12 protein-coding genes are annotated in these 12,585 nt (G+C 65.9%); 5 read left to right on the plus strand and 7 right to left on the minus strand.

Annotated features, from left to right (window positions below):
* Positions 1-99: 99 nt before the first annotated feature.
* The 3 genes from H7A12_02960 to H7A12_02970 form a co-directional block, all read right to left on the minus strand.
* Positions 100-1,266 carry a CoA transferase gene (locus H7A12_02960; protein MCP5319780.1) on the minus strand — a complete coding sequence of 389 codons (1,167 nt, stop codon included), beginning with the start codon at positions 1,264-1,266 and terminating at the stop codon, positions 100-102.
* Positions 1,267-1,340: 74 nt separating this feature from the next.
* Entirely contained in the window at positions 1,341-3,515 is a 2,175-nt protein-coding gene (locus tag H7A12_02965) for a carboxypeptidase regulatory-like domain-containing protein (GenBank protein ID MCP5319781.1), read from the minus strand.
* The gene (locus H7A12_02970; GenBank protein MCP5319782.1) at positions 3,515-4,171 is read right to left on the minus strand and encodes a DedA family protein; all 657 of its coding nucleotides are present in this window, start codon (positions 4,169-4,171) and stop codon (positions 3,515-3,517) included. The genes H7A12_02965 and H7A12_02970 overlap by 1 nt, the downstream gene beginning before the upstream one ends.
* A gap of 153 nt (positions 4,172-4,324) precedes the next feature.
* Here H7A12_02970 and H7A12_02975 point away from each other — a divergent pair, with 153 nt between their 5' ends.
* Entirely contained in the window at positions 4,325-5,626 is a 1,302-nt protein-coding gene (locus H7A12_02975; GenBank protein ID MCP5319783.1) for an MFS transporter, read from the plus strand.
* A gap of 25 nt (positions 5,627-5,651) precedes the next feature.
* On the opposite strand, the gene H7A12_02980 is transcribed toward H7A12_02975, so the two are convergent.
* A complete protein-coding gene (locus tag H7A12_02980; GenBank protein ID MCP5319784.1) occupies positions 5,652-7,232 on the minus strand; it encodes an amino acid permease in 1,581 nt (526 codons plus the stop codon).
* Between the two features lie 358 nt (positions 7,233-7,590).
* Here H7A12_02980 and H7A12_02985 point away from each other — a divergent pair, with 358 nt between their 5' ends.
* Entirely contained in the window at positions 7,591-8,175 is a 585-nt protein-coding gene (locus H7A12_02985; protein MCP5319785.1) for a methyltransferase domain-containing protein, read from the plus strand.
* 25 nt (positions 8,176-8,200) lie between these two features.
* Here the strand turns inward: H7A12_02985 and H7A12_02990 are convergent, their stop codons facing one another.
* A complete protein-coding gene (locus H7A12_02990; protein MCP5319786.1) occupies positions 8,201-8,773 on the minus strand; it encodes a DUF3365 domain-containing protein in 573 nt (190 codons plus the stop codon).
* Between the two features lie 109 nt (positions 8,774-8,882).
* Here H7A12_02990 and H7A12_02995 point away from each other — a divergent pair, with 109 nt between their 5' ends.
* Entirely contained in the window at positions 8,883-9,227 is a 345-nt protein-coding gene (locus H7A12_02995) for a helix-turn-helix transcriptional regulator (protein MCP5319787.1), read from the plus strand.
* 60 nt (positions 9,228-9,287) lie between these two features.
* Here the strand turns inward: H7A12_02995 and H7A12_03000 are convergent, their stop codons facing one another.
* Entirely contained in the window at positions 9,288-9,812 is a 525-nt protein-coding gene (locus tag H7A12_03000) for a carboxymuconolactone decarboxylase family protein (GenBank protein MCP5319788.1), read from the minus strand.
* Positions 9,809-10,276 carry a hypothetical protein gene (locus H7A12_03005; protein MCP5319789.1) on the minus strand — a complete coding sequence of 156 codons (468 nt, stop codon included), beginning with the start codon at positions 10,274-10,276 and terminating at the stop codon, positions 9,809-9,811. Before H7A12_03005 ends, H7A12_03000 begins: the two co-directional genes overlap by 4 nt.
* A gap of 129 nt (positions 10,277-10,405) precedes the next feature.
* On the opposite strand from H7A12_03005, the gene H7A12_03010 reads away from it, so the two are divergent.
* Positions 10,406-11,317: a zinc metallopeptidase gene (locus H7A12_03010; protein MCP5319790.1), complete on the plus strand. Its 912-nt coding sequence runs from the start codon at positions 10,406-10,408 to the stop codon at positions 11,315-11,317.
* A gap of 96 nt (positions 11,318-11,413) precedes the next feature.
* Positions 11,414-12,574, plus strand: coding sequence for an HDOD domain-containing protein (locus H7A12_03015; protein ID MCP5319791.1), 1,161 nt, complete (start codon positions 11,414-11,416; stop codon positions 12,572-12,574).
* The last annotated feature ends 11 nt before the right edge of the window (positions 12,575-12,585 follow it).

Consider the following 12,585-nt stretch of genomic DNA (forward strand, 5'->3'; position numbering starts at 1 on the left):
CAGCGGGTTACGGGGATGCCGCAAGGCGACATTAGTAAAGATAAAGGATAAACGCCCGGACGAAGCCTTGCCAACCCCAGTGTAAATCCTCCCGGTTGACTAGCCATTCTGCGAGCGGCGCTCGCCCAGCACCTCGTCGGTATGCTCGCCGAGCTGTGGGGCGATCCAGCGCGGCGACCATGGGGTACCGTGGAAATCCGTCGGGGACGCGACCATCGTCGTCGTGCCGTACGCATCCGGCACGTCGACCAGCGCTCCGCAGGCGCGCAACTGCGGGTCGGCCAGCACATCGTCGGCGCTGTGGATCGGGGCCCAGAAAAAGTCGGGATCGGCATCGAAGATCACGGCCCACTCGTCGAGCGTTCGCGTCGCGAACACGGCGTCGAGCAGCGCTATCAGTTCGCCCGCGTTCTGTGCGCGCGCCATCGGGGTTGCGAAGCGCGGATCATCCAGCCACTGCGGATGCCCCACCGCACGCGCCAGCGGGGGCCAGTGCCGTTCCCCTTCGAGCCCGACGATCCAGAAGCGCCGCCCGTCTGCCGCCATGTAGTTGTTGATCGCCGGATTACCCATCGTCTCGCGCATCCCGATCTGCGGATGCAGACCCCAGCCGAGCTTCATGTTCAGGTCGAAACCAACCGTGTAGACGCCCTGACGCAGCAGTGAGGTCGAAACCAGTTGCCCGCGACCGCTGCGTTCGCGCGCAAACAGCGCAGCCGCGATCGCGCCGGCGAAGGAACTGGCCACCGAGTGATCGCCCATGCCGCCACGCTGGAACGGCGGATTGGCTCCCGGAGGCGTCAGCAGGTGCGCGATTCCCGAACGCGCCCAGAACGCCGCGATGTCGTAGGCCGCCCGGTCGGCATCCGGGCCGTCGAGCCCGTAGCCCGTGATGATCCCGTACACCAGCCGCGGATGGCGTGCGAGCAACGTCTGGTGATCGAGCCCGAGGCGCGCCAGCGCACTGGGGCGGATATTGCTGAGAAACACGTCGGCAGAATCGATCAGCGCCAGCACCGCCTCGCGGTCGGCCGGCACACCCAGGTCCAGCACCACACTGCGCTTGCCGCGGTTGTCGAGTTCGAAGACCGGGTTGTTCGGCATGTCGGCGCCCAGCATGCGCTGGAAGCTGCGCGCCGGATCACCTTCGGGCGGCTCCACCTTGATCACGTCGGCACCCCAGTCCGCAAGAATTCCGCCCGCTGCGGGTCCGGCCACCCACACCCCGATCTCGATTACCCGTATCCCCTCCAGCGGTCCAGCCATCGTGCCTTCTCCAGACATTGACCTTCTAACCTTCTCGTATCGAACCGTGCCAGCTCCCGCGGATGGCGCGCGTTTCAGTGCGCCAGCGGATCCGGCCGCAACTGCACGCTGACCGCCTTGCCCGGCAGGCGCGTGTGTCCATCCCCGCCTTCACGGTGCCCGAGCGCGAACGAACCGTAATTCGCCCACAGCGCGCGCCCCTTCCAGCCGGCCTTCTCGTCGTCGATGCGCCCGTCGAGCCCGCGCGCGTAGAAGCCAAGCGGGTACGGCACCCGCAGCGTGACGAAGCGTTTCTCCTGCGGCAGGTAGGCGATCAGCGAATCGGAGTTCGTCCCGGGGACGATCGGCACGTTGTGACCCAGCCCCAGCACGTTGAACTCGTCGACCCAGACCAGGTAGTGCCAGTCGGTCGAGCCACTGCGATCCACGCCCTTGAACTGCGGACCCGGGATCTCGATGATCTCCCAGCCCTCCGGGCAATGCCTGCCGTCACCGGCGGCGTCGTGCACCGTGTGGCAACGGCTGCGATCGAAGCGTCCCAGGTGCCCGCTGCCGAAAGCAACCCAGGCGATGCCGTCGGAGCCAACGTCCACACCGCGCGGATTGAACACTTCGATGCGCTCGCGCTTGCTGTCCACCGGCGGCACGAACAGCTCGACGTGACAGGTCGCCGGCGCGTCGGTCCCGCGCTCCATGCGCACGATGCCTCCCGGAATCGCAAAGAACGGCGAACCGTAGCCGCCGCGGCCGTCCGTGTACCACGCGTACCACACGCTGTCGTCGCGCGGATTCACGCCCATGCCGTAGAGGAAGCCTTCGAAACGCTGGTCCTGCGTGGGCAGGCGCGCCTCGCCACGCGCGACCGACTCACCGATACGTCCATCGCCGCTGGTGTCGATCACCATTGGACACCAGCCGACGGACGCTGCCGAGTCGCCAGTGGCGTCGAACTTGCGCGTATCGACCCAGCCCATCACGCGCGAATCGCCGCTCAGGTACAGCGTCTGTCCGTCGTCGTAGCCGAACTGCAGGTGATGGGTGCCGAAGCAGGTATCGATCTCGCGCGTGGTGTCGGTCGCCGGATCGAATACCGATACCTGCGATGGACGGCCGATCGCGGCATCGAGCGGAAAGAAGCGTGCGAAGGGCTGCTGCGATCCTTCCTTGCACCAGTCCGGCTGGTCCTCGGGGTTGCGGTTGAAGGTCGTGCTCCAGATCCGCCCCTGCGCGTCCATCATCGGGTTGTGCGGCTGTGCCGAACCCGCCAGCGCGCCGAGCGAGAATTTCGTGGGCAGCACGCGCTCGCCGGTGGTGTGCGTGCGCGGATCGAGCCAGACGACCTTGCTGGCGTGCTGCGCCACGCCGTAGACGCGACCACCGGCATTCAGATGCGGATTGCGCTGGTCGGTCGTGATCTCGTCGTGCACGAACTGCGGCGTGCCGTCGGCCGCAACCGCCCAGTCCCATGTGGAAACGACCACGTTGCGCTCGACCCCCGCCGGACGCGGCGGCACCGTCGGCAGTTCACCGGCCGCGATACGGCTGGTCCAGTCTGCGTACATCGACGCGGCACGGCGTGCACCGAACATGCCCATGAACGCCGTCATGCTGTCGTCGCCGACGCTGAACACGCGCTGCAGCCACGCATCCGTCGCCTCGTCGTGACCGGCACGCGGCGGAACCAGCGTGCGCGTCACCGCCGTGCCGAACTGGTGACAGAACAGGCAGTTCTCCTTCATGTGGTAGATCCAGTCGGTGCGGCTCTGCATCAGCGGCTCGATGCCGTTGCCGTCGGAACCAGTGCCCGGAAACTCCGTGAGCGCGGGGGGCTGCACCAGCGCAAACCAGTAGTTCGCCGGATAGACCTGTGCCGCCGCCGCAGCCGAAGCGGCCGCCTGCACCCGCAGATCCAGCGCCTGCCCCGGACGCGCTGCAACGGGCTGCGAATCCGCAAGTCCGTAACCACGAACCCAGACCCTGTAATTTGCAGCCGGCAGATCGGGCAGCAGATAGCGTCCGGCGTCATCGGTGACGACCATCCGGCTGAATGCCACCGGCAGGTCGGTGGTTTCGGCGATCACCCACACCCCTGCCTCTGGCCCGGCACCACCGTGTACCGTCCCGCCGATATCGTCGGCATCGAAAGCCGGCGCAGCTTCCTGCGCGGACCCGGCATCGGAGTACGGCGCACCCACGACCAATGCACCGAGCATCAGGCACAGCGACCACATTCCTTTCATTGTTCTCATCACACTGACCCTCCACCTGTTTCCGCAAGCCGATGCCGCAACACGCCGATCACCCCCGGCATCACCGACACCAGCACGATCGCGATGATGACCAGACTGAAATTTTCCCTGACCACGCCAATGTTGCCGAAAAAATAGCCCGCCGTCACACAGGCTCCCACCCACAGCAGCCCACCGACGACGTTGTAGAGCAGGAACCTCGCATAACTCATCGCACCGATGCCGGCGACGAAGGGCGCGAAGGTGCGCACGATCGGAATGAAGCGCGCGATGATGATGGTCTTGCCGCCGTGCCTTGCATAGAACGCGTGCGTGCGGCGCAGATGCTCGGGGTTGAAGAAACGCGAACGCGGATAGTCGAACACCTTCGGCCCCAGGTAATGACCGATCGCGTAATTCACCGTATCCCCGAGGATCGCCGCCACCGCCAGCAGCCCGAGCAGCAGACGCACATCCAGGCTGCCCTGCGCAGCGAAGGCACCGGCCGCGAACAGCAGCGAATCGCCCGGCAGCACCGGCGTCACCACCAGTCCGGTTTCGCAGAACACGATCAGGAACAGCAGCGTGTACGTGTGCACCCCGTAGCGCGCGATGATCTCGGCCAGGTGGCGATCCAGGTGCAGGAAGAAATCGACGAACCAGTGCAGGAATTCCATGAACACCCCGTGATGAGCGTCGCGTCGGATGCAGGCGGCGACAGCGCATTCTAGCCGGATCGAGCGCACGCGATGCTACACTGCGCCGCCGCTCGAGCGACCCGACGGCAACACCACCGAATACAACAAGACCGTGACGGAACGCAGCAGATGCTGATGGGGATGACGCGCTACCAGTGGACGGTACTGTTCGCCGCGTGGCTGGGCTGGGGTTTCGATATCTTCGACGGCCTGCTGTTCAACTACGTGGCACCGAACTGCGTCCCCACCCTGCTCGGACTCGAGATCGGATCGGCTGCGGCACGCAGCGCCACCCTGTACTGGACCGGTGTGCTGACTTCGCTGCTGCTGCTCGGCTGGGCGGCCGGCGGCGTGCTGTTCGGTCATGTCTGCGACCGCATCGGGCGCAAGAAGACCCTGCTGATCACGATGCTGCTCTACGCGTTCGGTACGGCTGCCTGCGCGGCTGCCCCGAACATCTGGGTACTCGCGCTGTGCCGCGTGATCGCGGCACTCGGTATCGGAGGCGAATGGGCCGCCGGCGCGTCGATGGTCGCCGAGGTGGTGCCGGAGAGGCGTCGCGTCGAGGCCGGTGCACTGCTCTATACCGCAGCGCCGGCCGGCCTGTTCCTCGCCACGTTCATCAACTTCGGTGTCGCCGGCGTGTGGATGGCCGATCACCCCGCAATGTCGTGGCGCATCGTTTTCCTGTCCGGTCTGCTCCCGGCAGCAGCCGCGTTCATGGTGCGCCTGTTTCTCGAAGAGCCAGAACGCTGGCGGCAGGCGATGCGCGACGCTGCGCCAGTACGCCTGGCAGAGATCTTCGCACCGGGGTTGCGCCACATCACGTTCGCCGGTGTCTGCATGTCGGTGGTGGCGCTGATCGCATGGTGGAGTTGCAACGCGTTCATTCCGACCGTGGCCACGGGGTTGGCGCAGTCTGCAGCGGCCAGCGACGGATTCGATGCCAGCGCCACGCTCGCACTGGTCGAGGACTGGAAGTTCCGCGCCACGAGCTGGTTCAACTTCGGCGGGCTGCTCGGCACGCTGCTGACGATCCCGATCGCGAAGCTGCTCGGGCGACGCGCCCTGTACGGCATCTACTTTGCCGCCAGCGCGCTGGCGATCTTCGCCACCTTCGGCTTCGACTGGACACCGGGCGTGCGGCTCTACTGGTACTTCGCGATCGGCGCGTCGGTATTCGGCGTGTTCGGCAGCTTCACGTACTACCTGCCGGAGCTGTTCCCGACACGGCTGCGCGCCACGGGGGCCGGCTTCTGCTACAACATCGGGCGGGTGCTGGCTGCAGCCGGGCCGTTCGCGGTCGGCACGATCGCCGCGCGCGGCGCCGATACCGTGATGCACACACTGCTCTACGTCGGGCTGGTACCCGCGCTCGGTCTGCTGCTGTTGCCGTGGGTGGTCGAAACACGCGATCGCGTGCTCACCGACTAGACCGCAGCCCGGACTGCGCGCAGCTTCACTCGTCGAGCCGCTTCGGTCGATCCATGGTCGGCTCGGCACCGATCACGATCTCGCCGCGCCCGAGCTTCGAGTGCCGCAGACCATAGGCGAAATAGAGCAGCATTCCGCAGCCCAGATACACCAGAAAGAAGTTGCGCGTTTCGGCCTTGCCCATCAGCGACATCAGCAGCAGCACGCACATTGCCGCTCCGATCAGCGGCACGAACGGAAACCACGGACTGCGGAACGGTCGCGCGAGCTCCGGTTGCGCATGGCGCAGGTACAGCACGGTCAGGCATACCATCGCGAATGCGGACAGCGAACCGACGTTGGTCAGTGCGGCCAGCGAATCGAGCGACATGAAGCCCGCGAAGCACGCGGTGACCGAGCCCACGATCAGGGTATCGATCCACGGCGTGCGAAAGCGCGGATGCACGCGCGCAAACACCGCCGGCAACAGACCGTCGCGCGCCATCGTGTAGAAGATCCGCGTCTGGCCGTACAGCAACACCAGCATCACCGAGGAGATACCGGCGATCGCGCCGATCTTCACCACTACCGCAAACCACGGCAACCCGATCCGGTTCACGGCCATCGCGATCGGCGCCGGGTTGTCGAGCTCCGCGTACGGCACGATGCCGACCAGTACCGCCGAGGTCAGTATGTACAGCAGCGTGCAGATCAGCAGCGAACCGATGATTCCGATCGGCATGTCATGCGACGGGTTGCGCGCTTCCGCACCCGCTGTGGATACCGCCTCGAATCCCAGGTAGGCAAAGAAGATCGTGGCTGCCGCGGTGAGCAGCCCGCCCACGCCATAGCGCGAGTTGCTCTGCCCGGTCAGCACGTCGCGCAGCGCCCGCCCCGTATCGGCCAACCAGCCACGCTCGGCTCCCTCGGGCGGGGGTGGAATCTGCTCCGGTATCAAAGGCGACCAGTTCGCCGTATCGACGAAGAACGCGCCGACGCAGATGAACGCGATCACCACACTCAGCTTGATCACCACCACGATGTTGTTGGCGGTGGCAGACTCCTGTATGCCAAGCACCAGCAGCGCCGTGACGGCAACGATCGCGAGAATCGCCGGCACATTGACCACACCGTGCGCCACGATCTGCGAACCCTCGCGTACCGCGACGCCGGGCGCAGCGCTCAGCTCCGGTGGCACATGGATCCCGAAATCATGCAACAGGCTGACCGCGTAACTCGACCATCCGACCGCCACCGTGGCAGCCGCAAGACCGTATTCGAGAACCAGCAGCAGCCCCATGAACCACGCGACGAGCTCGCCCATCGACGCATACGAATACGAATACGCGGACCCCGATACCGGCAGCATCGACGCGAGTTCCGCGTAGCACAGTGCAACGAAGCCGCAGAGAATGCCGGTGATCACGAAGGAAATCATGATTCCGGGTCCGGCGAATTCCGCTGCAGCGCGCCCGGTCAGCACGAAGATGCCGGTACCGATGATGCAGCCGATTCCCAGCGACACCAGGTTCCACGCACCAAGGCTCTTCCTGAGTTCCTCGCGCGAGTGTTCGGCTTGCATCTGGGCGACCGATTTGCGCATGAACAGACGACCGATACCGGTCATGACCATCGGACGGGAACCGCCGGGCATTGCAAGACACTCCTTCTGGGACGCGACAAGTATAGGTTCCGTCGCAGGCATTTCGTGGTCTGCTCGGCGTTTACCTGATGGATTGGAGCCTTTGCGATTGAATACGACTCTGTACCGCAGGCGCTCTTTCCGCTGGATCGACAGCAAGCACCTGCCCGCGCATCGCATCGGGCGGCTATGGAAGTTCGAGGCGACCGCTGCTTGGTGACGGCGCTGTCCACCCTCTATAGTGGCGCAGCCAAGCCACCGTGCAGGAACCGTATCGAACATGCCGCCCCGCCCTTCGAGCCGTGAAAGCGCGCACTGGCATACGTTCCGCGGTGTGCGGGCACTGAAGTCCACCCATCCCGAAGTGCGCCGGCTGAAGCGGCGCGAAGAAAGCCCGAGCCTGCACGGCAACAAGGTCTGGCATTCGAGCTTTGCGCTGATCGACTACCTGCACCGGCATCCGCCAACGGTCGGCGCGCGCGTGATCGACGTGGGCTGCGGCTGGGGCCTGAACGGCATCTGGCTCGCCCGCCGTTACGGCGCCCGGGTACTCGCCGTCGATGCGGATCCGGCGGTCGAACCCTACCTGCGCCTGCAGGCACGGATCAACCGTGTCGAAGTGGCGTTCCTGGCGCGACGTTTCGAGCAGCTCGATGCCCGCCTGCTGGACGGGGTGGAGCTGCTGACGGGAACCGATATCTGCTTCTGGGACGAAATGGTCGAGCCGCTGTACCGCCTGCTGCGCCGGGCGGGCAAGGCCGGGGCAAGGCGCGCGATCATCGGCGACCCCGGACGCACGCCGTTCTGGACCCTCGCCGCACGCGCCGAGAAACGCCTCGGAGCCGAAGTGATACAGCACACCGGCGGTCGGCCCGGTTCCGCACCGAAGCAGTTGCTGGTGGTCGACTACGCGAAGCTGCGCGGCTGATCCACCGCGCGCACCGGGGCTGGCTTCAGTTGCCCGTGTCAGAGATACGCGGCCAGTCGACGACGACCGCACCACGCAGATCGCCGGCGACGAAGCCGGTGGCCTGGTCGGCTGGGTAGCGCTCCGCAAGCGCCTTGCGCACCGGCTCCGCGATCGCCTTGCCGTGACAGGTTTCACACGGCGGCTGGGTCACGATCGCCTTCATGTAGCGCGCCGACCCGTCCGTCCCGCGCTCGAAATGCTCGAGCCTGTCGGCGCTCTCGCCGGCTGCCAGCCGTTTTGCAAAACCCACCAGCACCCCACGTGCATCGTCATCGGGCGCATTGGCCGGATTGCGCACGCGCAACGCGGTGCGCCAGACACGCACGCCCGCTTCATTGCCGACCTGCTCGGCGATCACGGGTGCACGTGTCTGGCAGACCCCGATCGCGGCGACGGGTCCTGCGCTGGAAATCGCCTCCAGCAACTCGCTCTTGAGTGCGCCCTGCATATTGCGTGCGACCTCGCGCGAGACGAGCAGCCGCGAATCGGCGTCGTCGATCGCGTGGGCACCGCACGCGAACGCAAAGCTCGTCAGGATGGTCGTGATCGTGCGCATGGCTGGTCTCCGGCTGGATCGGCTCGACTGGCAACCCGTGTTCAGCGCATTGCCTGCAGATCGAGCCGGACTATATATTAGCCATGTCGAATATATCAAGCAGGCCATCATGACGACCGCCGGCACCGGAACCGCATCAGCGATCACCGCAACCACGACGCGCGAATTCGCCACGCATGCCGACAGCGCGAGCGCTCTGCTGAAGTGCATCGCAAACCCGAACCGGTTGATGATCCTGTGCACGCTCGCCGCGGGCGAACTGTCGGTCAGTGCGCTGAATGATCGCATTCCGCTGTCGCAATCGGCACTCTCGCAGCACCTGGCCATGCTGCGCCACGAAGGTCTGGTGGGTACGCGGCGCGAAGCACAGACGATCTACTACCACGCGCAACCCGGACCGGCACTCGACGTGATCCGGGTACTGCACCGCCACTTCTGCCCGTACACCCCCTGATCCACGATCACGGCAGCGCGTGCACCGCAAATGCCTGCCTGCAGGCTCGCACGCCTCTCTTCACGAAGCCGGTGGCAGCGAAACCTCCATCGTCGGCAGCGCATCGGGCATTCCGCCCAGACTGACCGCACAGCGCGAACTGGCATTGAACGTCGCCAGCGTTATCGCCATGTGACAGATCTGCTCGGGCGTGAAGTGCACACGCAGACGCTGCTGCAGCTCCGGCGCCAGCACGGCCGGATCGCGCAGATACGCGTCCGCAAAACCCAGCACGGTCTTCTCGACCTCGCCCAGCGTGCTCGCCGCAAAGCCATCGTCGATCAGCGCCACGGTATCCTCGCCGAGTCCGTCCGCCCGTGCGACGTCGTAACGCACCGCCTTGCAGAACACGCAGTTCACGGTGCGCGCATTGCGCAGTCGCAGCATTTCGATCAGCGCCGGACGCACCGCGTTGCGCCGCCATACCGAATCGTTCAGCCGGACCAGCGCGTCGATCAATCGTGTCGCCAGACCCAGGCTGCTGTCGCGGATCACGTGTCCCGTGGTGTGTGCCGGCGTTCCGACGCGTGGACCTGTCCCACTCATGGCGATTCCTCCGCAGTGACCTCTGAACCCAGCGCAGAGAACAGCATCGCGAGGCGTATCCGCGCATCGATGAAACCGAGCGACTCGACCAGACAGACCAGACCCGCCTCGCCATGGTGGTGCTTCACGGCATCGGCCAGCTCGTCGTCGATCGCCGCGGCGTCCTGTGCGTAAACTTCAGCGAATGCGAGCACGGCACGCTCGGATGCGTCGAACAGGGGGCTGTGCGCGTAGCTGCCGTCACGCACTGCTGCACAGCGTCGCGGATCGGTCTCGAAGCCCCGCATGCGGCTCGCCTCTGCCACGGCTCCGTGCAGGGTTGCGAGCCGCATGCGACACAGGTCGAGCGAACGCGGCGGCACGTGGTCCTGCTGCCAGATGCGCTCCCACAGCGCGTCGAAATCACGCGCGAGCCCACCGGCCCGGGTGAGCGCCACGGACAGGCTGTCACAGTCGTATTGCATTCGCGCCTCCCATGCCGGATTCCATCGCCGACGGCTGGCCACAAGCGATCGTCGCTACCTTCACACGCGCATGGAACAGCGTCAATATCCGCACCTGTCCGGAACGCAACGAACGTGCAGAGGTAGCGCATGCGCTGGCAACAGGGACGTCGATCGAGCAACGTCGAAGATCGCCGCGACGAGGCACAGCCGATGCAGATGGGTGCCGGCGCGGCACCCCTGCTGCTGCGTGTGCTGCCACTGCTGCTGCGCACGCGCGGCGGACGCCTGCTGCTCGGCATCGCCGCGCTCACGCTGGTCGGCGCACATCTGCTCGGTATCGATGTGTTGTCGCTGCTGCAGGGTGGCGCTCAATCCAGCGCGACATCCGCCCAGCGACGCGCCGTCTCGACCGAGGAGCAGGAGCGCACCGACTTCGTCGCGGCGGTGCTGGGCGATATCGAAGACACCTGGACCGCGCAGTTTTCCGCACTCGGACGCAGCTACCAGGAGCCGCATCTGGTGCTGTTTCGTGCCGGCGTGCGCTCGGCGTGCGGTTTTGCGCAATCCGCGATGGGACCGTTCTACTGCCCGGCAGACCACAAGATCTACCTCGACCTCGCGTTCTTCGACGAACTCGCACAACGCTTCGGCGCCCCCGGCGACTTTGCGCAGGCCTACGTGATCGCGCACGAAGCCGGGCACCACGTGCAAACGCTGCTCGGCGTCTCCGAAAAAGTGCAACGGGCGGGACAAGGCAAGCCAAAGGCAACCGTGAACGCGCTGTCGGTGCGCCAGGAGCTGCAGGCCGACTGCCTGGCAGGAGTCTGGGGATACCACGCGGACCGTGTACGCGGAATCCTCGACCCGGGTGACCTCGAGCAGGCGCTCACCGCTGCCAGCGCCATCGGTGACGACCGCCTGCAGCGCCAGGCCCAGGGACACGTCGTCCCCGACAGCTTCACGCACGGCAGCTCGGAGCAGCGCATGCACTGGTTCCGTCGCGGCTTCGAATCCGGTGATATTGCGAACTGCGACACCTTCGGCGAACGCGCTCCCTGAGTCGCCGGGCCCAACCGGCGCGATCCGCCTTGTGCTACCGGCACGCTCGGCTAGACTTGAGGCGTTTCGCGCACAAGAAGACGCGAAGGGAGTCGCATGAACTGGATCCTGCTGGGCGTACTGGGCACTGTCGCAATACTGTTGGCGGGACTTGTTCTCGTGCGCCGACGCACACCGAAACCCGTGCCAGCCCCGGTGCCAGTCCGCCAGCGCCGCGCCGTCGCCGTCGACACTGGCGCCGATATTGTGCCTGTGCCAGCCGAGGCACCAGCCACCGAAGTTGCCGAACAAGCGCCATTGCCGCCCGCCCTCGGCGTGTTCTGGCTGGCCGAGGAACACGAGATCCTGCCGGATCGTGCCGCACAGATCGGTGAACGCCTGCGCCAGATCGTGATGCCGCCGCGCGGGGTGCAGCGCTTCATGAGCGCAGACATCATGGCGAACGACGCCTCGCGCGAACTGGCAGAGCTCGTGATGAGCGAACCCCGGCTCGCTGCCAAGGTGCTGGGACGCGCCAACTCGCCGCTCTACGGCCTGCAGATGCCCATCACCAGCGTGCCGCACGCGATCACGTACCTTGGCATGAACGCGGTGCGCAGCATGGCTCTCAGCTTCCTGCTCGAGGAGTCGTTCACTGCAGACGATCCGCAACTGCGCCAGTACTACGACAGCATCTGGGATTCGGGGCTGTTTGCCTCGGAACTCTGTTCGCTGCTGGCAGGGAAGCTTGGCCTTGGCGATACCGGCGCGCTGTGCACGCAGACCGTACTTTCGTTCCTCGGTGATCTCGCTGCACCGGCGCTGCTCGGCGAGCGCGCCAGGGAAGTACGCAACCTCACGCTGCTGCAACGCCTGCATTTCGAGCAGGAAACAATCGGCGCCAGTGCGGTCCTGCTCGGCACGATCATGATGCGCGCATGGGGCCTCCCTGGCGCGATCATCGATGCGGTCGCGGCAACCGGACGCGTGCTCGTCTCGCCTGTCACGCAACTTGCTCCGGAACACGCGGTTCGTGCCGGCCTCTCGTACGCCTGCGCACGCATCGGCGAGGCGATCGCACAGCAGCGCATCGAGCACGCCGAGCAGATCGACCTGCTCGGCGACGAATCGCCCGAACTGCACCACCTGCAGGGCTACCTGCGCCTGCCGGCACTCGCACGGCTGCCGCAGCAGTTGCAGACGCCCGAGTTGCGTCTCGCGCTGATGCGCATGATCGGCGCGGCACGCAACGAAGCGACGACGGCAGCCTCGTCGTAGGACACCTCGCG

The organism is Pseudomonadales bacterium (assembly GCA_024234165.1).
Lineage (GTDB): Bacteria > Pseudomonadota > Gammaproteobacteria > Pseudomonadales > UBA5518 > UBA5518.

Excerpts from the sequence above, each read along its gene's own strand:
- H7A12_02965 (MCP5319781.1), bottom strand. The coding sequence starts at position 3,515 with ATGAGAACAATGAAAGGAATGTGGTCGCTGTGCCTGATGCTCGGTGCA.
- H7A12_03000 (MCP5319788.1), bottom strand. The coding sequence starts at position 9,812 with ATGAGTGGGACAGGTCCACGCGTCGGAACGCCGGCACACACCACGGGA.
- H7A12_03005 (MCP5319789.1), bottom strand. The coding sequence starts at position 10,276 with ATGCAATACGACTGTGACAGCCTGTCCGTGGCGCTCACCCGGGCCGGT.
- H7A12_02980 (MCP5319784.1), bottom strand. The coding sequence starts at position 7,232 with ATGACCGGTATCGGTCGTCTGTTCATGCGCAAATCGGTCGCCCAGATG.
- H7A12_03015 (MCP5319791.1), top strand. The coding sequence starts at position 11,414 with ATGAACTGGATCCTGCTGGGCGTACTGGGCACTGTCGCAATACTGTTG.
- H7A12_02990 (MCP5319786.1), bottom strand. The coding sequence starts at position 8,773 with ATGCGCACGATCACGACCATCCTGACGAGCTTTGCGTTCGCGTGCGGT.
- H7A12_02960 (MCP5319780.1), bottom strand. The coding sequence starts at position 1,266 with ATGGCTGGACCGCTGGAGGGGATACGGGTAATCGAGATCGGGGTGTGG.
- H7A12_03010 (MCP5319790.1), top strand. The coding sequence starts at position 10,406 with ATGCGCTGGCAACAGGGACGTCGATCGAGCAACGTCGAAGATCGCCGC.
- H7A12_02970 (MCP5319782.1), bottom strand. The coding sequence starts at position 4,171 with ATGGAATTCCTGCACTGGTTCGTCGATTTCTTCCTGCACCTGGATCGC.
- H7A12_02995 (MCP5319787.1), top strand. The coding sequence starts at position 8,883 with ATGACGACCGCCGGCACCGGAACCGCATCAGCGATCACCGCAACCACG.